At 63.3% G+C, this 19,486-nt stretch carries 21 protein-coding genes; 17 read left to right on the top strand and 4 right to left on the bottom strand.

Features of this window, described 5'->3' with window-relative positions:
- Position 1: 1 nt before the first annotated feature.
- The 8 genes from QQK18_RS19430 (at position 2) to QQK18_RS19395 (ending at position 9,089) form a co-directional block, all read left to right on the top strand.
- A complete protein-coding gene (locus QQK18_RS19430; protein WP_284342018.1) occupies positions 2-814 on the top strand; it encodes a BON domain-containing protein in 813 nt (270 codons plus the stop codon).
- Positions 811-1,638, top strand: coding sequence for a universal stress protein (locus QQK18_RS19425; RefSeq protein WP_284342017.1), 828 nt, complete (start codon positions 811-813; stop codon positions 1,636-1,638). The genes QQK18_RS19430 and QQK18_RS19425 overlap by 4 nt, the downstream gene beginning before the upstream one ends.
- A 174-nt stretch (positions 1,639-1,812) precedes the next feature.
- Positions 1,813-2,661, top strand: a complete 849-nt coding sequence (locus QQK18_RS19420) for a DUF6544 family protein (protein ID WP_284342016.1) — start codon at positions 1,813-1,815, stop codon at positions 2,659-2,661.
- A 218-nt stretch (positions 2,662-2,879) separates the two neighbouring features.
- Complete coding sequence (locus QQK18_RS19415; protein WP_284342015.1) at positions 2,880-3,629, top strand: YoaK family protein; 750 nt, start codon at positions 2,880-2,882, stop codon at positions 3,627-3,629.
- Positions 3,630-4,412: 783 nt separating this feature from the next.
- Entirely contained in the window at positions 4,413-4,802 is a 390-nt protein-coding gene (locus QQK18_RS19410; RefSeq protein WP_284342014.1) for a hypothetical protein, read from the top strand.
- Entirely contained in the window at positions 4,799-5,278 is a 480-nt protein-coding gene (locus tag QQK18_RS19405) for a hypothetical protein (RefSeq protein WP_284342013.1), read from the top strand. The genes QQK18_RS19410 and QQK18_RS19405 overlap by 4 nt, the downstream gene beginning before the upstream one ends.
- Positions 5,275-6,675: a multicopper oxidase family protein gene (locus QQK18_RS19400; RefSeq protein WP_284342012.1), complete on the top strand. Its 1,401-nt coding sequence runs from the start codon at positions 5,275-5,277 to the stop codon at positions 6,673-6,675. Before QQK18_RS19405 ends, QQK18_RS19400 begins: the two co-directional genes overlap by 4 nt.
- Before the next feature lie 11 nt (positions 6,676-6,686).
- Positions 6,687-9,089, top strand: a complete 2,403-nt coding sequence (locus QQK18_RS19395; RefSeq protein WP_284342011.1) for a heavy metal translocating P-type ATPase — start codon at positions 6,687-6,689, stop codon at positions 9,087-9,089.
- On the opposite strand, the gene QQK18_RS19390 is transcribed toward QQK18_RS19395, so the two are convergent.
- Together QQK18_RS19390 and QQK18_RS19385 are read right to left on the bottom strand one after the other, a co-directional pair.
- On the bottom strand, positions 9,090-9,602 hold the full coding sequence (locus QQK18_RS19390; protein WP_284342010.1) for an SRPBCC family protein: 513 nt from the start codon (positions 9,600-9,602) through the stop codon (positions 9,090-9,092). It lies immediately after the preceding gene.
- A 208-nt stretch (positions 9,603-9,810) separates the two neighbouring features.
- Positions 9,811-10,257 (bottom strand): pseudoazurin, encoded by a 447-nt coding sequence (locus QQK18_RS19385; RefSeq protein ID WP_284342009.1) that lies wholly within the window; start codon positions 10,255-10,257, stop codon positions 9,811-9,813.
- Positions 10,258-10,480: 223 nt separating this feature from the next.
- Between QQK18_RS19385 and nirK the strand changes: the two genes are divergently transcribed.
- The 4 genes from nirK to QQK18_RS19365 all read left to right on the top strand — a co-directional run bounded on the left by nirK (position 10,481) and on the right by QQK18_RS19365 (position 14,636).
- Entirely contained in the window at positions 10,481-11,605 is a 1,125-nt protein-coding gene (gene nirK, locus QQK18_RS19380) for a copper-containing nitrite reductase (RefSeq protein ID WP_284342008.1), read from the top strand.
- Positions 11,606-11,670: 65 nt separating this feature from the next.
- The gene (locus QQK18_RS19375; protein WP_284342007.1) at positions 11,671-12,564 is read left to right on the top strand and encodes an SUMF1/EgtB/PvdO family nonheme iron enzyme; all 894 of its coding nucleotides are present in this window, start codon (positions 11,671-11,673) and stop codon (positions 12,562-12,564) included.
- A 128-nt stretch (positions 12,565-12,692) separates the two neighbouring features.
- On the top strand, positions 12,693-13,337 hold the full coding sequence (locus tag QQK18_RS19370) for a Crp/Fnr family transcriptional regulator (protein ID WP_379995935.1): 645 nt from the start codon (positions 12,693-12,695) through the stop codon (positions 13,335-13,337).
- 87 nt (positions 13,338-13,424) lie between these two features.
- On the top strand, positions 13,425-14,636 hold the full coding sequence (locus QQK18_RS19365; RefSeq protein ID WP_284342005.1) for an NnrS family protein: 1,212 nt from the start codon (positions 13,425-13,427) through the stop codon (positions 14,634-14,636).
- Positions 14,637-14,811: 175 nt separating this feature from the next.
- Here QQK18_RS19365 and QQK18_RS19360 read toward each other — a convergent pair whose 3' ends face one another.
- Together QQK18_RS19360 and QQK18_RS19355 are read right to left on the bottom strand one after the other, a co-directional pair.
- On the bottom strand, positions 14,812-15,333 hold the full coding sequence (locus QQK18_RS19360) for a DUF2249 domain-containing protein (protein ID WP_284342004.1): 522 nt from the start codon (positions 15,331-15,333) through the stop codon (positions 14,812-14,814).
- A 44-nt stretch (positions 15,334-15,377) separates the two neighbouring features.
- Positions 15,378-15,620 carry a DUF2249 domain-containing protein gene (locus QQK18_RS19355; RefSeq protein ID WP_284342003.1) on the bottom strand — a complete coding sequence of 81 codons (243 nt, stop codon included), beginning with the start codon at positions 15,618-15,620 and terminating at the stop codon, positions 15,378-15,380.
- Between the two features lie 239 nt (positions 15,621-15,859).
- On the opposite strand from QQK18_RS19355, the gene ccoN reads away from it, so the two are divergent.
- From ccoN to QQK18_RS19330, 5 genes are read left to right on the top strand one after another with little or no spacing between them, the layout of a single operon-like run.
- Positions 15,860-17,503, top strand: coding sequence for a cytochrome-c oxidase, cbb3-type subunit I (gene ccoN, locus QQK18_RS19350; protein WP_284342002.1), 1,644 nt, complete (start codon positions 15,860-15,862; stop codon positions 17,501-17,503).
- A gap of 6 nt (positions 17,504-17,509) precedes the next feature.
- Positions 17,510-18,241 carry a cytochrome-c oxidase, cbb3-type subunit II gene (gene ccoO / locus QQK18_RS19345; protein WP_284342001.1) on the top strand — a complete coding sequence of 244 codons (732 nt, stop codon included), beginning with the start codon at positions 17,510-17,512 and terminating at the stop codon, positions 18,239-18,241.
- A 3-nt stretch (positions 18,242-18,244) separates the two neighbouring features.
- A complete protein-coding gene (locus QQK18_RS19340) occupies positions 18,245-18,418 on the top strand; it encodes a cbb3-type cytochrome c oxidase subunit 3 (RefSeq protein ID WP_284342000.1) in 174 nt (57 codons plus the stop codon).
- Positions 18,409-19,287, top strand: coding sequence for a cytochrome-c oxidase, cbb3-type subunit III (ccoP, locus tag QQK18_RS19335; RefSeq protein WP_284341999.1), 879 nt, complete (start codon positions 18,409-18,411; stop codon positions 19,285-19,287). Before QQK18_RS19340 ends, ccoP begins: the two co-directional genes overlap by 10 nt.
- The gene (locus QQK18_RS19330) at positions 19,284-19,475 is read left to right on the top strand and encodes a hypothetical protein (RefSeq protein WP_284341998.1); all 192 of its coding nucleotides are present in this window, start codon (positions 19,284-19,286) and stop codon (positions 19,473-19,475) included. Before ccoP ends, QQK18_RS19330 begins: the two co-directional genes overlap by 4 nt.
- The last annotated feature ends 11 nt before the right edge of the window (positions 19,476-19,486 follow it).

The raw sequence follows: 19,486 nt of genomic DNA, 5'->3' as shown, positions 1-19,486 counted from the left end.
GATGGCCGCTGTGACCGACCCCGTTGACATCCATGGGACTACAAATAGCCGAAGGCGCAGTGCGCTGCGCGAGTTCAACGAGCCGTTCGTCGGCAATACATGTGCTGACGACAACGTGGCCGAGTGCGTGCAACTGGCGCTTTGGACGACTCCCGGCCTTCCGCGCGGGAATGTGCATGGAGAGGTCAAGGATCGGCGCGTAACACTCACCGGGACGCTTGCCAGCAGACAGCAACGGCAGGCCGCGGAGGCGGCGGTCAGAGCACTGGATTGCGTAACGAAGATCACCAACGACATCGCGATCGACCCGACGCTCAAGCAGCCGCCCGAAGCCGTCGACGCCATCGATACGCCTCCGGACATCCGCGTCGCGTGCGCCTTCCCCATGGTTTACGTCACGCGGTATTGCAGCATGATTCCCGCTTCCGTTTCGGCGGCGATCGCGGACGCGATCACCTCGCTCGACCACGGCTTGGCAGATTGGGACGATCGGCACAGTGCCCGCCTCGTCGTTCTTTACCGAAACCAGCGCGGCGACACCGTAACCCTCGATGTCGGATATCTCGTCGAACGCGGGATGATGCCCGCTGTGGCCGGCGAGGTCAAAGCCGGCTCGACACCCGCAGGCGAGGCGCTGGCGATCGAAGACATAGAAAACCTGCCGCAGTTGGTGGCCGCGCGCGAGATCCTCCTCTCCTACGCAGCAGCCATCGGTCGCAAGCCAGAGAACATCGCCTGGCAGATCCTTGAAGGCGGCACTCACTCCTGGCCGAATGCCCCCTTGCATCTGCTGCTCTCACGGAGGCTCCAATGATCGATCCACTCATTCTTCTGCCGGTCCTCACTTATCCCGATGCCTCACAGACCCCAGCGCTTTGCAACGCGCTCGCAATAGCGCGGGCGCTGGACGGCCGAGTGTCCGCCATCATCCATGAAGTCGATATTCCGCCGGTGCGCAGTCTGATCCCGATGCTTGGCGACCACGTGGAAGCCATGGCGTTGCAGGCCGAACTGAGCAGCCGCAGTTCCGGCGATCGGCTGCTTCTGCGGCTGCATGACATGGCGAAGGCAGGCCCGCCCCTGCAGGTCAGCACCCTCGAAACCAGAATCGAACAGGCAGGCGATACGATCGCCGCCCTGGCGCGTATTTATGATCTGGTGGTCATGCCGTCGGACGAGCGCGACGAGCTAGGTATCGGCGCAGCCGTGCTCTTCGGCTCGGGCGGTCCCGTCATCCTGGCGCCCGCGATCGACGTCTCCATCAATCTGGATCACGTCATGATTGCTTGGGACGGCAGCCGTGCGGCGGCACGTGCGGTGCGTGACGCCAGCGATATCGTGGCCCGTGCCAAGTCCGTGTCCATCGTCAGCATCATCGACGACAAGCTGGTGGAGAGGGCGTGCCTCAGCGGTCTCACCGAGCTTCTCGCTCATCGCGGCATAGCGGCTAAGCAGTTGGAGGCGAGCCGGGGCAAGACCCCTATCGGTGAGATGCTGCAGGATTTCGCCATCTCCCGCGGCGCCGGCATTCTCGTCATGGGCGCCTATGGCCACAGCCGGCTGCGCGAGTTCGTTCTGGGCGGAGCTACCCGAGACGTCATCCGCGATACGCGCCTGCCGGTTTTCATGTCTCACTGAAGCGCAAGATTTGAACCAAACACGCGAGCAGCTCACCTGGCATGGCGCGGACAACTCGACGACCAATCCGGGGCCGGTGACCTCCACACTGTGGAAGCCTTCGTATCATCGCAAAGGGCTTATCGGCGCACGCGGAAATGTCCAGCCTGACAGGCAACAAGGGGCTGATCTATGGTGAGCATACTCAAGCTGATGCTGCTCGCACTGGGGCTCCTGGTTGTTTTGACGGCCGTCGTTGCACATGCGTTCTTTCGCATAGACATGCGAGAAGCGCACAGGGCGTGGGCGGACTTTGTCGCACCGGAAAAGGCGGCGGGGCCATTCGATCCCGAAATGCTTGTCAATTTGCCGGAGCCCGCGCGGCGCTACCTCACCTACTCAATCCTCCGCGGGACCCCGCTCAAAATGTCGGTTCAGCTTCACATGAAGGGCACCTTCGCGCTGGGCGACAGGAAGAGCCATCGGGTCATGACCATGGAGGCCAGACAGATGCTCTCGCCACCGCGCGGTTTCGTATGGATACCCGAGATGGGCTCCGGCATGGTGCGCATCTGGGGCTCCGACGGCTATGCTGGGGACAAGGCCTGGACCCGCTTCTGGGTTTGGGGTCTGATTCCCGTGGCAAGACTTTCGAGCACTGGCGACCTTGCGCTTTCAGCGGCGGGCAGATCGATCATGGAGGCAATCTGGGCGCCGGCGAGCCTTCTTCCGCAGAATGGCGCGCGCTGGGCGGCGGTTGGCGATGATGCTGCACGGGTAACCTTCGAGGTCGAAGGTGAGCCGCTCACCCTGTCGTTGACGCTCTCGGAGGAGGGGCGGCCGCTGACCGTGAGCATGATGCGGTGGAGCAACGCCAATCCCGAAGGTATATTCCGTTGGCAGTCATTCGGAGGCACGATTGAGGAAACCGGCGAGTTCGGCGGCTATGTGATTCCGACGCGGGTCGAGGTCGGCAACCACTACGGTACTGGTGATTATTTTCCTTTCTTCCGCGTTCGGATAGTCGATGCTCGGTATCGGTAAACGCCAGCTTTCCCTCTCGACGGTGACCGAGCGAATATGGACTAGCCTCGAAACATTGATTGGTCCGGTGAGACCGCAAGTCGGTCTGCGTGAATCAGACGCACTGTCGTCCGCCCTCCCCGATAAGCTCAAATCACTGTCGGCGGTTGGTGTTACAGATGGTTGAGCAGCCTAAGTCAATGCGGCGGAACTTGCGCCGAGGGTTCGGTCAACTACGAATGACCACCGCGCGCCGACGCATTCCTTCGGCGGATCTCGGTCTTGCGCTGGTCCTCGCGTTCGTTGCCGGCGCAGTGAATTCCGGAGGCTTTGTCGTTCTCGGTATCTACACGTCTCACATGACGGGCCTCGTTTCCATGGTTGCGGTCGGTTCGGTGAGGGGTGCCCTGCCCATCGCCGCATTGGGTGTTGCTGCCCTCGCCGCGTTCGTTGCGGGGTCCGCGACCTCGACGATCACCATTAATTGGGCGCGACAGCACCATCGTAGATACCAGTACGCGGCCCCACTCCTGTTGGAGGCGCTTCTTCTTGTGATCGTGGGGGTAATTGGCGTCACGCCAATTACTGCTTCGGCCGCATTCACCATTCCCGTCCTCTGCTTTGCCATGGGGCTACAGAACGCCACCATCACAAAGATCTCCGGCGCCAGGATGCGAACTACCCACGTAACAGGAATGCTTACCGACATCGGTGTGGAGATGGGCAGGCTCATTGTGGCCCGCTCATCTGGGGGGCTCGTTTCGCCCGCAGTGATACCCCCAGACCGGCGCAAGCTGATGCTGTATGCCTCACTCGTAGCGATGTTCGTCGTCGGCGGCTTCGCGGGTGCATTGGGCTTTTTCGTGTATGGCCTCGGCTTCGCCTTCGCGCTCTCGTTGCCTCTCGTCATGCTTGCGGCTCCCCAGTTTGCCGGCCGCACGAAATCACCGCCTCGGAAGAAGGCGGCGGAAATTTCCAGCGTGGAGTAGGTTTGGCCATCATCAGGACGATAGGTTCGGACCCGTGGAGATCTCTCGTTTGCTGAAGGATCGCATTCGGGATTCACATTTGGAAATCTACCACACCGAGGGCCATATTTGGCTCGGACACGACAATGACGTGGCCGACGAAATCGCAGCTTTTGTTGAGAGCTCCTAAGCAGGCGACCGGCGGTTTGCGGCTCGGCGCTTCGTTCTCCTAATGGCTACCGCGGCAGATCACGGCAAGCGCCTAGTGGGGATACTTGGAACGCACCACATTCGGCCACCTTTGATTTCGATCAAGGTCGTCATTCGCGTTCAGCTTAATCTCTGGACTATGAACCGATTGACCGAACAGCTCCGAATTGTCGCTGCAGTGCTGATCCTCAGCCTGCTTGTGGTGAGCTTCGGATCCCAACCGGCAACGGCATCGCCGTGTGCAAATGGTCATGGTGTCGTTGCCGTGGAACATGGTGCCCACACACACGAGAACTGCGAACAGCAGCCCTGCGCTGATCAGGGAAGGGACCATTGTTGCCTTGGCAGCTGTGCCGCCATCCTTGCTACACAAAAGTCGAGCTTCGCCGCCCGGCTGAAAGACTTGTGGGACGCGAGGCCGGTGGCGGCCTTCAGCGGCCTCGGACCGCTCGTCAACAAGCACCCTCCCCGCGATCCCGCTTGAGTTCGTGGCGCCTCGGCGCCCGAGACCGATGTGCCTTGCCTGCGCTCCTTCATGGACGCTGCAACGGGTGCATCAGCAGCCGTCAACCATCGCATAACGGGAGATTCCAGATGCGCCTCATTCAATCCCTCGCCGCGGCGACCCTGCTCTTGGGGCTGGCCGCACCCGCCTTCGCCCAGGCCGACCCACACCATCCAGAAGGGGCCGAAACGCCGGCCGGCGATGCGCCGGCCATGCCGGTCCCCGCCGATGGCGAAGGCGCCACCGCAACGCCCGGCTGCCCTGATCCCATGGGCGGAATGATGGGCATGATGGACATGATGCAGCCCGGCCAGAACGGTTCGCCGCAGATGCAGGTGATGGGCATGATGCAGATGATGCAAATGATGCAGATGATGCAGATGATGCAGATGCAGCAGATGCAGATGATGGAGCAGATGCATCAAATGCAGCAGGCGATGCCTGCGGCCGAGGCCCCCGTCGAGGAGGGTTCGCCATGAGGGGCTCCCTCGCCAAGGGTGCCGGAGCATCCTTTGTCCTGCTGGCTGCCGCGGGCGTGCTGGTCGCCGGAATAGGCGTCTACTTCATGCTCCTACGCCCCTCTTTCCTGCCTGAGGACCTGCGTTTCATGCAGCTCACGTCGGAGGAACTCGCTCTCATCACGCCTCGGCTGCAAAACTGGCTGGACCACGTGTTCCTGGTCCTTGGCGGCTACGCCCTGGCCACGGGGATACTTACGCTGGCGCTGGCTGCAACAAGCTTTCGCCGGCGCCACCTGGTCGCCGTCGTTGCGGCCATTGTCGGCGGCATCAGCTCGATCGGGCTGATGAGCGCCGTCAATTTCGCCATCGATTCCGACTTCAAATGGCTCCTGCTGAGTTTCGCCCTGGTCTGGGCACTGAGCTTCGTCGCCTACGGAATCGAGGGCCAGCGCGGCCCATTCGTCACACGCCCCGCAAAGGAACCACGTAAATGAAGCGCCGCGATCTGCTTTCTGGCTTCCTCGTCGCAGCGGCCGCCATCTCGTTGCCAAGAGGATTGCAAGGTTCTGCCCTTGCTGGCGAGGACGACGTGAAACGCCTCAGCATTACCCGCCGAACCATCGAGGTGAACGGCAAGGCCGCGAGCGTGTTCAGCCTCACCGGACCCGATGGAAAACCTGGGTTGAAGCTCACGGAAGGTGGGGCATTCAAGGTGCTGCTGCGCAACGAGTCCGGACAAGGCACCATCATACATTGGCACGGGCTGACGCCCCCATGGCCCCAGGACGGGGTGCCCGACGCCCCGTCGCCGCTGATCGCAGCTGGCGACGAGCGGAGCTACGACTTTCCGGTCGGCAAGGGCGGCACGCATTGGATGCACGCCCACACGCTGCAGGAACAGGCGCTGCTCGCCGCTCCGCTCATCGTTTCGCCTGCAAGCCCCGCCGACGAGCAGGAGGTCGTGATCCTGCTGCACGACTTCTCGTTCAAGTCGCCCGAGGAGTTGCTGGCGAGCCTGACTGAAGGTCAATCCGCCGACGCGATGGCCGACATGAACCACGGTGCCCACGGCAACATGTCCGCAGGCACAATGGTAATGGATCTCAACGACATCGAGTACGATGCCTATCTGGCCAACGACCGGACGCTCGATGATCCGGAAGTCATCGATGTGGACCGCGGCGGGCGGGTTCGCCTGCGCATCATCAACGGTGCGACGGCGACAGCTTTCACCATTGATCTCGGCGAGATCGAGGGAGAGCTCATCGCCGTGGACGGGCAGGACATCGTTCCCATCATTGGTCGCCGCTTTCCAATGAGCATGGGGCAACGGATCGATATCAGGCTGGCGCTGCCCGCAGGGACGCGTTCGTTCCCCATCCTTGCGCTGCGCGAAGGCGCGCCGCAGCGCACCGGGATCATCCTCAGGGCCCGCGGCGCGGAAGTGACGAGGCTGGCAACCGAGGACAGCAAGAGCGGACCGGTGCTCGACCTCCAGCTCGAATCGCAGCTGCGGGCGGTCGTGCCGTTTTCCCAGCGTGATGCAACCCGGTCCTACGAGATGAAGCTTACCGGGGACATGGCCGCCTACAAATGGAGCCTTGCCCTCAACGCGCCGATCCTCGTGAACGAAGCCGACCGGGTGGAGATCAAGCTCATCAACACGAGCATGATGGCGCACCCCATGCACCTGCATGGTCATCACTTCCAGGTCGTAGCGATCGACGGGCAGAGGTTTCCCGGTGCCGTGCGCGATACGGTTCTCGTCCCGCCAATGCGTTCGGTAACCATCGCCGTCGATGCCGGCAACCCGGGCCAGTGGGCATTCCATTGTCACCACCTCTACCACATGGCCACGGGCATGATGACGACCTTCGGCTACCAGACCTGAGGCGGGACAAGATGAAGACGGTCACACTCGATGTCGCCGACCTCCTCAGCATTCTCGGCTTTGCCGCCGTGGAAAAACGTTTGACATCCTTCGACGGGGTCGACCGTGTCGCCATCAACGCCGGCTCGAGCACGGTCAGCGTCGACTTCGACGAGACCATCACCAATCCTGAACGCCTCGCCGAGCAGGTCCGCGCCTGCGGCTTCCACTGCCGCGGAGAGGTCGCCCCGAGGCACGTTTGCGTTCCCGGTGAAAGGCTGGTCGAACCGACTCAGACGGGTGAAGCGGCTCATGCACATGCCGGGCATGTGCATGCCGGGCACGCCGGATCCGATACCAAACCGGCCGCTCCAGCCCCGAGTCATGATCCGATGGCCCATGAGATGGGCCATGGTGCCGGCATGAGCATGGATGAGATGGTGCGTGACATGCGCAACCGGTTCCTCGTGAGCCTCTTGTTCACGCTTCCCATCTTCGCGCTTGATCCCATGGGCCTGGCGCCGCCGGTGTTCGAGCCACCGTTCGGGCTCAGCATGGACGTCACCATGTTCGTCCTGGCGAGCGCGGCAATTCTCTGGCCGGTGTGGCCGTTCCTTGTCGCCGCGGTGCGGGCCCTGTGCAACGGCATCCTCAACATGGCGGTGCTGGTCATGCTCAGCGTCGGCACCGGCTACCTGTTCAGCGTCGGCTCGACGTTCATCTACGGAGGCGAGCAGTTCTACGAGGCTGCGTCGGTGCTGCTGGTTTTCATCCTCCTCGGCCACTGGCTCGAAATGCGCGCGCGCGCCGGCGCATCGGCCGCGATAAGGGCCTTGCTCGACCTCGCCCCGCCAAAGGCGACGGTGCTGCGTGACGGGCGGGAGATCGAAGTTGCCACTTCCGGAGTGGTGGTCGGCGACATCGTCGTGCTCAGGCCCGGCAACAAACTGCCGGTCGACGGGGAGGTGATCGAGGGAGAGTCGACCGTCGATCAATCGATGCTGACCGGAGAGTCGCTGCCGGTGACCAAGACGGTCGGCGACCAGGTGATCGGGGCGTCCATCAACAAGAGCGGCACTCTGCGTTATCGCTCGACTAAGGTCGGGGCCGATACGGCCCTGGCCCAGATGGTCAAGCTGGTGCAGGAGGCGCAGAACTCCAAAGCGCCCGCGCAACTACTCGCCGACCGCGCCTCGCAGTGGCTGGTGCTCGCCGCCATCGTCATCGGCCTGCTGACATTCGTGGTGTGGTTCTGGGGTATGGGCCAGCCGCTCCTCTTTGCGCTCACCCTCACCATCACCGTCTTCGTTATCGCCTGCCCGGACGCCCTGGGTCTCGCCACCCCAATGGCAGTGATGGTCGGAACAGGGCTGGGCGCCACTCACGGCATCCTCTTCAAGAACGCTTCCGCGCTCGAGCAAGCCACCAAACTCAACGTGATTGTCTTCGACAAGACCGGCACGCTCACCATGGGCCAGCCCAAGGTGATAGACGTCGTGCCTGCCGCAGGCATTAGCAAAGACCACCTGCTCGCCCTCGCTGCAGCCGTCGAAGAGAATTCCGATCATCCCATTGCACTGGCCATCCGCGAGCGGGCCGAAGGTCTGGTCTGGCCGGACCTGCGCCGGTTCCACTATATGGATGGGCGCGGCGCCAGTGCGCAGGTCGAGAACGCGACTGTGCTGATCGGCAACCGGCGCCTGATGGATGAGAATGCCGTCGAGATGGGCGATCTCTTTGCCCGTGTAGAAGCTCTTATGGGCGAAGGCCGCACCGTGACCTATGTCGCGCGTGCCGGCCGTCTGGACGGTCTCATAACGGTCGCCGATGCGCCGCGTCCAACCTCCGCCGCAACGATCGCCAGGCTTCACGAACACGGCGTGCGGATCGCCATGCTTACCGGCGACAACGAAGGCACAGCCAAGCGGATTGCCGGCATGCTGGGGATCGACATCATCCTCGCCGATGTCCTGCCTGGACAGAAGGCGGAAAAGATCAGGCAGCTGCAGGAGCAGGGGTTGATGGTCGGCATGGTCGGCGACGGCGTCAACGACGCACCGGCCTTGACGCAGGCCGACGTCGGTTTTGCCATCGGGGCTGGTACGGACGTTGCGATCGAAAGCGCCGACGTGGTGCTGATGAAGAGCGACCCCTACGACGTCGTCGGCGCGATGATCCTGTCGAAGGCGACGCTGCGCAAGATGCACCAGAATCTCTGGTGGGCCATCGGCTACAACCTCATTGCCTTCCCGATCGCGGCGGGAGTGCTTTATCCATTCCTGCTCAGCCCGCAGGTCGCGGCGCTTGCCATGTCGGGCAGTTCTGCTCTTGTGGCAGTCAACGCGCTCCTGCTCAAGCGTCTGCGGCTGGAGGGGATTGGCCGGACAGAGCAAACTGCCGCGGCAGCTTCGCTGCAGCCGGCGGTGCAGAACTAGCTAAGACGCCCGGGCCAATCCCGGATGTGCGAAATGCGCGCGCGCATCGGAAACCATCTGCCGCGTGCACCAGTGGGCATAGATGCCGCCAAACAGGAGGCCGAGAGCGCGCGGCAGTCCCCGCGCCGGCAGGTCGTAGCTTATGTCCACCTGCAGCCTGGTTCCGTCTCGCTCGGGCGTCAGCCGGAACCCCATCTCGTACCGGCCGATGACCCAGAGCCGGGGCTCCGTCATCGTCTCCCAGCGCTTGCTGATCGGGGGGTCGCGGGCGATGACGACTTCTGCCACCGCCAGCGGCACGCCTAACAGGCGTCCGCTGAACCCAAATTTCGAGCCGACCCGGCGCGTGCGATCGGCGTCCATGTAGATTTCCATGGTCGAGCCGAGCATCATGCCCGACGGCTTGCTCATGTGGGCGGAGAGGTTCGACTGGTCGTCGAGGAAGTCGAACAGGGTGGCGACTGGAGCGTTCACCCTGCCCAACGCCTCGGCGTATCTGCTATAGGAGCTCATGGCGTCCTCCCGGAGGAAAACTCCAACCGAGCATGGGTCTGCAGACGATGGATTGATCCTGCTCAATTCGGCATTGGCGAGAACTCGATGGTGTGATCATGCCAAACTAGCGAGTCATCACTGTAGGCCCGACCTCGGGCAAGGCCATCACCATTTAAACAAGCCCCGCGGAGTGCCGCGGGGCCGACATTCTTCATCAGACGCTGCGTCAGAGACCGAGTTCGGCATAGACGGCGCCGAAGCGCTCTTCGACCTTTTTGGGTACCGACGTTGCCTTCACCTCTTCGAGATTGGCGGGATCGTCACCAACCAGGATCAGTGCGGCCATGCCCATGGCGAAGTGCGGCGTGCATTTTATGCCATAGGCGCCTGGCACGTCGAAGGTGACCGTGACCTCTTCATTGAACCCGCTTTTGAACGCCTCTGCGCCAACCGGCAGCATGCCGGCAATGGTTTCGACATTGTGGCCCTTGTCCGTCGGAACGAACGTCACCGTATCGCCCGGCTGGATCTGCACGAACGCGGGTTCGAAGACCATTGTGCCCGTCGCGCCCTTGTTGAGCATCTGCACCTCATAGTTGGCGGCCACTGCCGGCATAGCGGCAAATAGCGCGATCGCAGCCCCCGCGATACCGACCCCGAAAATGTTTCGCATTGCTGTTCTCCTTGTATGCAGGCCGTCGAGAAACCTCTCCGGCCGGCACACCTAGTGAATCACGCCCTGCTGTCACGTTGATCCAAATCAAACAAAAAGGCGAAAACTGACAGCCGTCGACAAAGGCAAACGACTTTGCTCCAGATCAAAGATGCTAGCCACAGCTGCTATATTTTCCATCCTGCAGGTAAGGGCGTTCCTACCGGCAGCCATGGAGATAAGAATGACAAATATACACGGAGTTACGCGCCGGGCTTTACTTGTGGGCGCGATGGCCGCTGGCACCGTGGCCCAGCTCAGCACAATGTTGCCCGCGGCCGCCCAGGAAGCCGAAGCCGCACCGGTGGATCTGAGCACGCTCCGGCGCGAGAAGGTCGAACTGCTTCCACCGCCTTTTGCGCACCCGCATGAGCAGATTGCCAGCGGGGGGCCCAAGATCGTCGAGTTCACCCTCACGATCGAGGAGAAGCTGCACGAGGTCGACTACGAGGGCACCAAGCTCTGGGCGATGACCTTTAATGGTTCGGTGCCTGGTCCGCTGATGGTGGTGCACGAGGGCGACTATGTGGAGCTGACCCTCGTTAACCCCGAGGCGAATATGATGCCGCACAACATCGACTTCCACGCCGCGACGGGTGCGCTTGGCGGTGCCGGGCTGACCAATATCAACCCGGGCGAGAAGGCGGTGCTGCGCTTCAAGGCAACGCGGGCCGGCGTCTTCGTCTATCATTGCGCCCACGAAGGCATGGTGCCCTGGCACGTGACCTCGGGTATGAACGGCGCCATCATGGTGCTGCCGCGCGACGGTCTGAAGGACCACGAGGGCAACCCCCTTGCCTACGACCGTGTCTTCTACATCGGCGAGCAGGATTTCTACGTTCCACGCGACGAAGCGGGCAACTTCAAGAGCTACGAGAGCATCGGCGACGGCTATGCCGACACGCTCGACGTGATGCGCAAGCTGACCCCCAGCCATGTGGTGTTCAACGGCAAGGTCGGTGCGCTGACCGGCGAAAACGCCCTGACTGCTGCCGTCGGCGAGCGGGTGCTGATCGTCCATGCCGTGGCCACTCGCGACACGCGGCCTCACTTGATCGGCGGCCATGGCGACTATGTCTGGGCGACCGGCAAGTTCCGCAACCGGCCAGAGGTGGACCTCGAGACCTGGCTGATTCCGGGTGGAACAGCCGGCGCAGCGCTCTACACCTTCCTCCAGCCGGGGGTCTATGCCTACGTCAACCACAACCTGATCGAGGCATTCGAACTCGGCGCGGCCGCTCACCTCAAGGTGACCGGCGAGTGGAACGACGATCTGATGACGAGCGTCTACGCCCCTAACCCGCTCTGATCGGCCGCAACTGGGCTGCACGGCATGACCGGTCGTGCAGCCACTTTTCATTGATGAGGCACCCCGTGGCTGCCGTGACCCACCCGATCGAGAATGCTGCCAAGTCCCTGCTGCTGCCGGCCTTGCTCCTTGCCTGTGGGCTGGTGCTGGTCGCGGTTCAACTGGGAGCGTTTACGTTCGCGATACGGCCAGCCACCGTTGCCTCTCCCGAAACCGTCGTGATCCCGGCGGGCAGCTTCACCTACCGCCCCGAAGGTCACTTCTTTCGCGACGAGCGGGCAATCGACGCCCCGATGATGACAGTCGAGCTGCAGCCGGTGGCGATCATGAAATACCAGGTGCGCCTCGCCGACTATGCGCTTTGCGTCGCCGAAGGAGCCTGCGAGCCTGCCGAGCCGCGGCTTGCCGGCGGGGGTGATGTACCTGTGACCGGCGTCAATTACGAAGACGCCACTACGTACGCCGTCTGGCTCAGCGGGCGCACCGGAGAACACTGGGAGCTGCCGACCGATCGCGAATGGGCCTATGCCGCCGGGCAAACCTTCGAGGCGGAGGCACTGGGGATCGCGGCAACCGACGATCCCGCCGCACTGTGGCTCGCCAAGTACGAGAAGGAGGCGGCACGCGAGACTGATGCTAGCCGCGTTCCACAACCGCTCGGCAGCTTCGGGATCAACGCCAATGGCATCGCCGACATGGGGGGCAATGTCTGGGAGTGGACGCAGACCTGCCACCGGCGCGTGCACATTGATGCCGAGAGTACTGTCCTCAGCGAGGTACCGGCCTGCACCATCCGTGTGCTCGACGGCCAGCATCGCGCCTCGATGAGTTTCTTCATCCGCGACGCCAAGAGCGGGGGATGCTCTGTCGGCATACCCCCCGACAATCTCGGGTTCAGGTTGGTGCGTCGGCATAGTTGGCTGGAGCAGATTCTTCTGGCGGCCGGCTTCGGCGGCTGACTGCGGCGGATTGCCGAGTGCCCCGCTCAGCAACTATCCTATATGTCCAAGCGCGGACTAACGATGGAAGCCCTGCCGTGGCCGGAATTGATCGCAGCCTGGTGCGGGCGCTGCCGCTGTTTGCCCGAATGAGCGATGCCGATCTCGACCGAATGCTGGACCAGGCAACCGTCCGTCGTGTGCCTGCCGGGGAAGCGGTATTCGAGCAGGGGCAGAAGGCGACAGCGTTCTTCCTGCTCCTGCATGGCCGACTCAAGGTCATGCAGGTCACGCCTGACGGGCAGCAGATCATTGTGCGCATGGTCCACCCTGGCGACATCTTCGGCTTCGCCAAGGCGCTCCAGCGCGACGACTACCCAGGAACGCCGGTGGCGGCCGCCGAGAGCCTTGTCCTCTCCTGGCCCGACACACTGTGGGAGGAACTCGTCGAGAAGAATCCGAACCTCGTCGTCAACGCCATGCAGTCGATGGGCCAGCGTCTGCAGGAGGCGCATGTGCGCATCCGCGAGATGGCGACCGAGGCGGTCGAGCGGCGCGTCGCCCACGCCGTGCTTCGCCTGGCTGAAAAGGCCGGCAAGCCCGATGGCGATGGCGTGCGCATAGACTTCCCCATCACGCGCCAGGACATCGCAGAAATGACTGGAACTACGTTGCATACGGTTTCGCGCATCCTCAGCGGATGGGAAGCGCGAGGCTTCGTCGAGGGCGGCAGACAGAAACTCGTCGTGCGCGACAGGGGCGCGCTGGCGACCCTCGCCAAAGGCGGCGAATAGCTTTCGTCCGCGTCGTTGCGCCAGGTCAAGGAACGTGCCGTGGCGGGCATGTAGGGCAATTCGGATGTGAATTCGAGGAGCTCCTGCATGGCAACCACCGACATCGCAGACAAGAGAAAGCCCGTCCCGCGCGGGATCGCCAGTACCGGGCCGGCACTGTTCTCCTACGGCTTTCGGCCGTTCTTCCTCCTCGCGGGCATCTGGGCGGTCGCCGCCATGGGCTTGTGGATTGCCGCACTATCGGGTGCGGCAGAGGTTGGCGGCAGCTACGGCGCGCCGGCCTGGCATGCCCACGAGATGCTCTTTGGCTATTCCTCGGCGGCACTCGCCGGTTTCCTGCTGACAGCGGCCCCCAACTGGACGGGGCGCCTGCCCGTTTCGGGATGGCCGCTGGTGGGGCTCGTCCTCGTGTGGATCGCCGGCAGGCTCGCACTGCTGCTTCCCGACGAACTCGGCATCGGCCCTTCCATCACCATCGATGCCGCATTCCTGCCCCTACTGCTGGCCATCTGCGCACGCGAGATCATTGTGGGGCGCAAGTGGAAGGACCTGAAGGTGCTCGCGGGTCTGTCGGCCCTCGCAATCGCCAATATCGTGTTTCACCTGATGGTCGCACGTGGCGGCGATGTCGCCGTCGCCAACAGGTTGGCGGTCGGCGCCTACGTCATGTTGATCAGCATCATCGGCGGGCGCGTCGTCCCGAGCTTTACCCGCAACTGGCTCGCCAAGCGGCACGCCATCTCGCTGCCGGCGCCCTATGCTCACTTCGACACAGCGACCCTTCTTACCGGCGTCGTTGCCCTGGTGCTCTGGGTCCTCCTGCCGGGAACGCCGTTGACGGGGGCGGCGTGCGCGCTGGCCGGCTCGCTGCACGCCGTGCGGCTCGCCCGCTGGCAAGGCTGGCAGACGGGCGCGGAAGCCCTGGTGCTTGTGCTCCACGTCGGTTACGCGTTTGTGCCGCTCGGGTTCCTCATCACCGGTATGGCCCAGTTCGGCTGGATTGAGCCCGTCGCGGCCCTGCACGTCTTTACTGCCGGCGGCATCGGCGTGATGACGCTGGCCATCATGAGTCGCGCCACGCGTGGTCATACCGGGCTTGAGCTGGCGGCGAGCCCGACGACGGGCATTTCATATCTGCTGGTGCTGACGGCCGCGCTGTCGCGGCCATTGACAGCAATCCTGCCCGAGCTGACCCAGGAACTGCTGGCTTTGAGCGGCATCTGCTGGATGGCGGGCTTTGGCCTTTACGTCCTCGAATACGTGCCGGCTCTGACGAGAAGACGGCGCGACCGGGCCTGAGCGTTACGTCGTTGGCAACCAGCCGACGTCGGCAGGCGCGCCGTCGTCGTCATCTTTGTGGGCACGGCACCACCACCCTGCCGACGGTGACAGCGTAGATCAGGCTAAGATCGACAGTGTTCACCCCGAACTCCGGGTCGATGACGGATCGCATCGGCGAGCGCTTCGGTCCCGCTCATGCCTGCCCTCCGCCCGCAACACACACCAGCAGCCTGTAAGTGGCCCCCGATTCGTCGAAATTGCCGACCCAGGCGTGACCGCGATTGCGCAACTCGGGAATCAGGAAGACCGGCTCGCGGCCGAGCAAGGCAAAGAGCACCTCGCCGGCTTGCATCTCCTCGAGGGCGGCCAGGATATCGACCATAGGTCGAGGCGGATCGAGTTCGGTACAATCGAGATAGCGGACAGGATCCGGCCAATGTAGCGTATCGACCTCATCGAGGCCCGAACCATCACCCGCCTCGCCGGAAACGGCGGACGGTGAAAAGACGACCTCCCAGTCTCCCCCTTCAAGGTGGCGCGGCGCGCTCTCGTAGCCCCGGCGGGCCATGACCTGGAAAAGTGGGATCGGCTTGAAGGTTGCCACCAGCCTCAGCTTTTGGCCGGGCTGAAGCCGACCCACCGCCGCCATGATGGCGGCGAAGGGCTCGCCGCCGCCCCGCAGTATGGGGCGCACATCGAGTTCGAGGTCGTCCATAGATAGCTCCGTGTAGTGACAGTGCCGCGCGGGCTCTTCGAGTGTCAGGCCGGCAGTTGACGGCAGAGCTCCACCCGCCAGACTTCGGGCCCCTGCTCCAGGTAGGTCCAGGAGAACCGGCCTGGATATTCGACCTGGAGCTGGTAGCGAAGCGGGACCGGGTCATGGTCATTGACGATGACGAAGGCGTCGCCCGGCGCGAGCGACTTTGCGAGGACGAAAATACGGGGGTGACGCTCGGCCCTCGGCACGATGCGCACGTCCAGCTTCTGAAGCTGACCTGACACGACAGAGTCTCCTTGATGGCAACGACCTGAACCCGCCGAAGGACTGGCTTCGACGCATCTATCTAACGCCATCGCCGCCGCACCACTTTGTCGTAGGTCAAACAAGCTGCTTCCGGACCCATGTCCGGGGTCGCAACAGCGTTCAGCGTCGATCTTTGAGCCAGATCAAAGACTGCGCGCGCTTTCCCTTTAGGCGTGAGCCAACGGAATTGCTCTCATCCGTAGGGGGACTGCCGACTATGATTGCCGACCTGACGCGCACCGAGCGGCGCTGGGCCTTGACCATTCTTTCGGGCCTGACGGCAACGGGCCTGGCCATGGCGATCGCCGGACGTAGTGATCCGCTCGGAGTTCATGGCTGGGTTATCCTGGCCGCTGGCCTCTTCGGTTGCATTGCCGTGGCGCGGCGCTTCGACCTGCCCGAACCTGCTGCCGAGCGGCTCCACCACTACTACGACGGCCCCACCAAGGCCGGCATCGTCCTCACCCTCATCTGGGGGGTGGTCGGCATGGCCGCCGGCTTCTGGGTGGCTGCGCTCCTCGCCTTCCCCGAGTTCACCTTCGATGCCGCCTGGGCCAGCTTTGGACGCCTGCGTCCGGTCCATACCAGCGGCGTCATCTTCGGCTTCGGCGGCAACGCGCTTATCGCCACGTCCTTCCACGTCCTCCAGCGCACGACACGCGCACGCCTGCCCGACCAGTTGAGCCCCTGGTTCGTGCTGCTGGGTTACAACCTCTTCTGCGTGCTCGCGGCAAGCGGCTATTTGATGGGCCTGACCCAATCCAAGGAATATGCCGAGCCAGAGTGGTACGCCGATATCTGGCTGGTCATCGTCTGGGTCGTCTATTTCGCCATCTACCTGCGAACGCTCGCGCGGCGCAAGGAGCCGCACATCTACGTGGCCAACTGGTACTACATGGCCTTCATCCTTGTGGTGGCGATCCTTCACATCGTCAACAATTTGGCCGTACCGGTGTCGCTGGGCAGCGCCAAATCCTATTCGCTGTTCTCTGGCGTGCAGGACGCCATGACCCAGTGGTGGTACGGGCACAATGCCGTGGCATTCTTCCTGACCGCCGGGTTCCTGGGCATGATGTACTACTACCTGCCCAAGCGCGCCGGGCGGCCGATCTTCTCCTATCGCCTCTCGATCATCAGCTTCTGGGGCATCACGTTCATGTACATGTGGGCGGGCTCGCACCACCTGCACTATACTGCCCTGCCTCACTGGGTTCAGACGCTCGGCATGGCCTTTTCGGTGGTGCTCCTCGTGCCCTCCTGGGCATCGGCGGGCAATGCCCTGATGACCCTCAACGGCGCCTGGCACAAGGTTCGTGACGACGCGGTACTGCGCTTCATGGCGCTGGCGGCGATCTTCTATGGCCTGACCACATTCGAGGGGTCGTTCATGGCGATCCGCGCGGTCAACTCGCTCTCCCACTATACCGACTGGACCATCGGCCATGTGCATGCCGGCGCGCTTGGCTGGGCTGCGATGATCACCTTCGGCTCGATCTATGCCTTGACGCCCTGGATGTGGAAGCGGCCTCGCCTCTACTCGGCCAAACTGGTCGAAGTCCATTTCTGGCTCGCGCTCGCCGGCACCGTCATCTACGTCTTCGCCATGTGGAATTCAGGCGTCATCCAAGGCCTGATGTGGCGCACCTACACCGAGAACGGGACGCTCGCCTACTCGTTCATCGACAGCCTCGTCGCCATGCACCCCTACTACATCGCGCGGGCCGTCGGCGGGCTCCTGTTCCTGCTCGGCGCCATCGTTGCCGCCTACAACGTCGCCATGACCATTCTCATGCCAGTTTCCGCCGACGATGAGATTGCCAGCGACCTGCCTACACAACCTGTCCTTGCCGCCGGAGAATAAGCATCCATGTTCGGGCTTCACTACAACCTCGAGCGTAGCGCGATCGGCATGGTGGTCGCCATCGTGCTCGTTGCCTCCATCGGCGGCTTCATCGAGATCGCGCCGCTCTTTACCATCGACGAGACCGTCGAGGCAGCGCCCGACATGCGGATCTACACGCCCCTCGAGGTCGCGGGACGCAACATCTACATTCGCGAAGGGTGCTACGCGTGCCACAGCCAGATGATCCGCACGCTCCGCGACGAGGTGGATCGCTACGGACCCTATTCGCTGGCCGTCGAGAGCCAATACGATCATCCCATGCTTTGGGGCTCCAAGCGCACGGGCCCGGATCTAGCCCGTCTCGGCAACAAGTACTCGGATGCCTGGCACAGCGCCCATCTCGACAATCCGCGCGACCTCGTGCCCGAGTCCAAAATGCCGGCCTATCCCTGGCTGCTGCGTACACAGCTGCGGACCGATGATCTCGCAAACCACCTGGCGGCGCTGCGCACGGTCGGCGTGCCCTATACCGACGAGATGATCGCCTACGCCAGCATCGATGCCTTCGGCCAGGCCAATCCCGAGAGTGCTCAAGCCTCGGGCGTTGCCGAGCGCTATGGCGAAGCGACCAATATCCGGCTCTTCGATGCATCGGGCCAACGGCTGACGGAGATGGACGCGCTCGTCGCCTATCTGCAGGTGCTCGGCACACTGACTGGTGCCACCGCTCCAACCCAGACAGCAGAGGCCGAATAAGCCATGCCTTTCGATCACGACACGATGGTCGCCTTCTCCAAGTCCTTCGGGCTCTTCTACCTCGTCGCGCTCAGCATCGCCGTCCTCGTCTATGCCTTCTGGCCGAGCAACAGGAAGCGCTTCGAGAACGCCGCCCGCAATCCGGTCAGCAATGAGGAGGACCGGCCGTGGAACTGAACGAACGCGACAAGTTCACCGGTCACATGACGACCGGACACGAGTGGAACGGCATCAAGGAGCTCAACTCGCCGGTGCCGCGGGTGGTCTGGCTGTTCCTCGGGGTGTTTGCCACATTCGGGATCATCTGGACGCTGTTGATGCCGAGCTGGCCGGGGGTGAGCGGCTACTTCCGGGGACTGCTGGGCGTCGATCACAGAGTTGCCGTCGAGCAGACGATCAGCGAGGCCGCCGCGGAGAAGGCCGCCTGGCTCGACCGGATCGCCAGCGAGGATTTCGACGCGATCGGGGCTGACGGCGAGCTGATGGCGGTCGTGCGCGATACCGGCAAGGCGCTCTTTGCCGACAACTGTGCGGCTTGCCATAGCGCCGGCGGCACCGGCAATGCCGGCTATCCCAGCATCGCGGCCGCCCCGATGATGTGGGGCGAAGATCCCGAGACCATCGCCGAAACCATTCGGGTCGGCATCAACTCAACTCATCCGGAAACGCGCTATGCCCAGATGCTGGCCTTCGGGCGCGACGGCATGCTGGGCAGGGCCGAGATCGATGCGGTGGTCGCCTATGTGGAGACGCTCTCCGATCCCGCTATCGCCGAGGCGCAGCCCGAGCCCGTTGCGACGGGAGAACGGCTTTTTGCCGACAATTGCGCTGGCTGCCATGGCGTCGACGCCAAGGGCATGGTGGAGACGGGCGCCCCCGACCTCACCGATCCCTTCTGGACCTATGGTGGAGATCGCCGTTCCATCCGCACCAGCGTCTATGGCGGCCGGCAGGGCGTGATGCCGAGTTGGGAAGCCCGCTTCTCCCCGGCCGAGATCAAGCTGCTGGCGCTCTATGTCCTCGATCTGCGCGAGGGCCGGCAATGAGCGGACCGGTTGGCAGGCGCCGCGCGCGGCGCACGGTCATCAGCGCCTTACTGGCGATCGCCGCGCTCGTGGCCGTTGCCAATGCGCATCTCGTCTACGTGGCCGTCGCGACGCAACCGGCCTGCGTCGACCATATCAAGGACCACGGGGCGCCAGGCAACTTCCGCGCCGCAAAATCGGCCTGCTGATCAAGGATCGG

The sequence above is a fragment of the Devosia nitrariae genome (assembly GCF_030160115.1).
GTDB lineage: Bacteria > Pseudomonadota > Alphaproteobacteria > Rhizobiales > Devosiaceae > Devosia > Devosia nitrariae.
The sequence above is the reverse complement of the archived record's forward strand: the minus strand, read 5'-3'. Positions and strand labels throughout refer to the sequence as shown.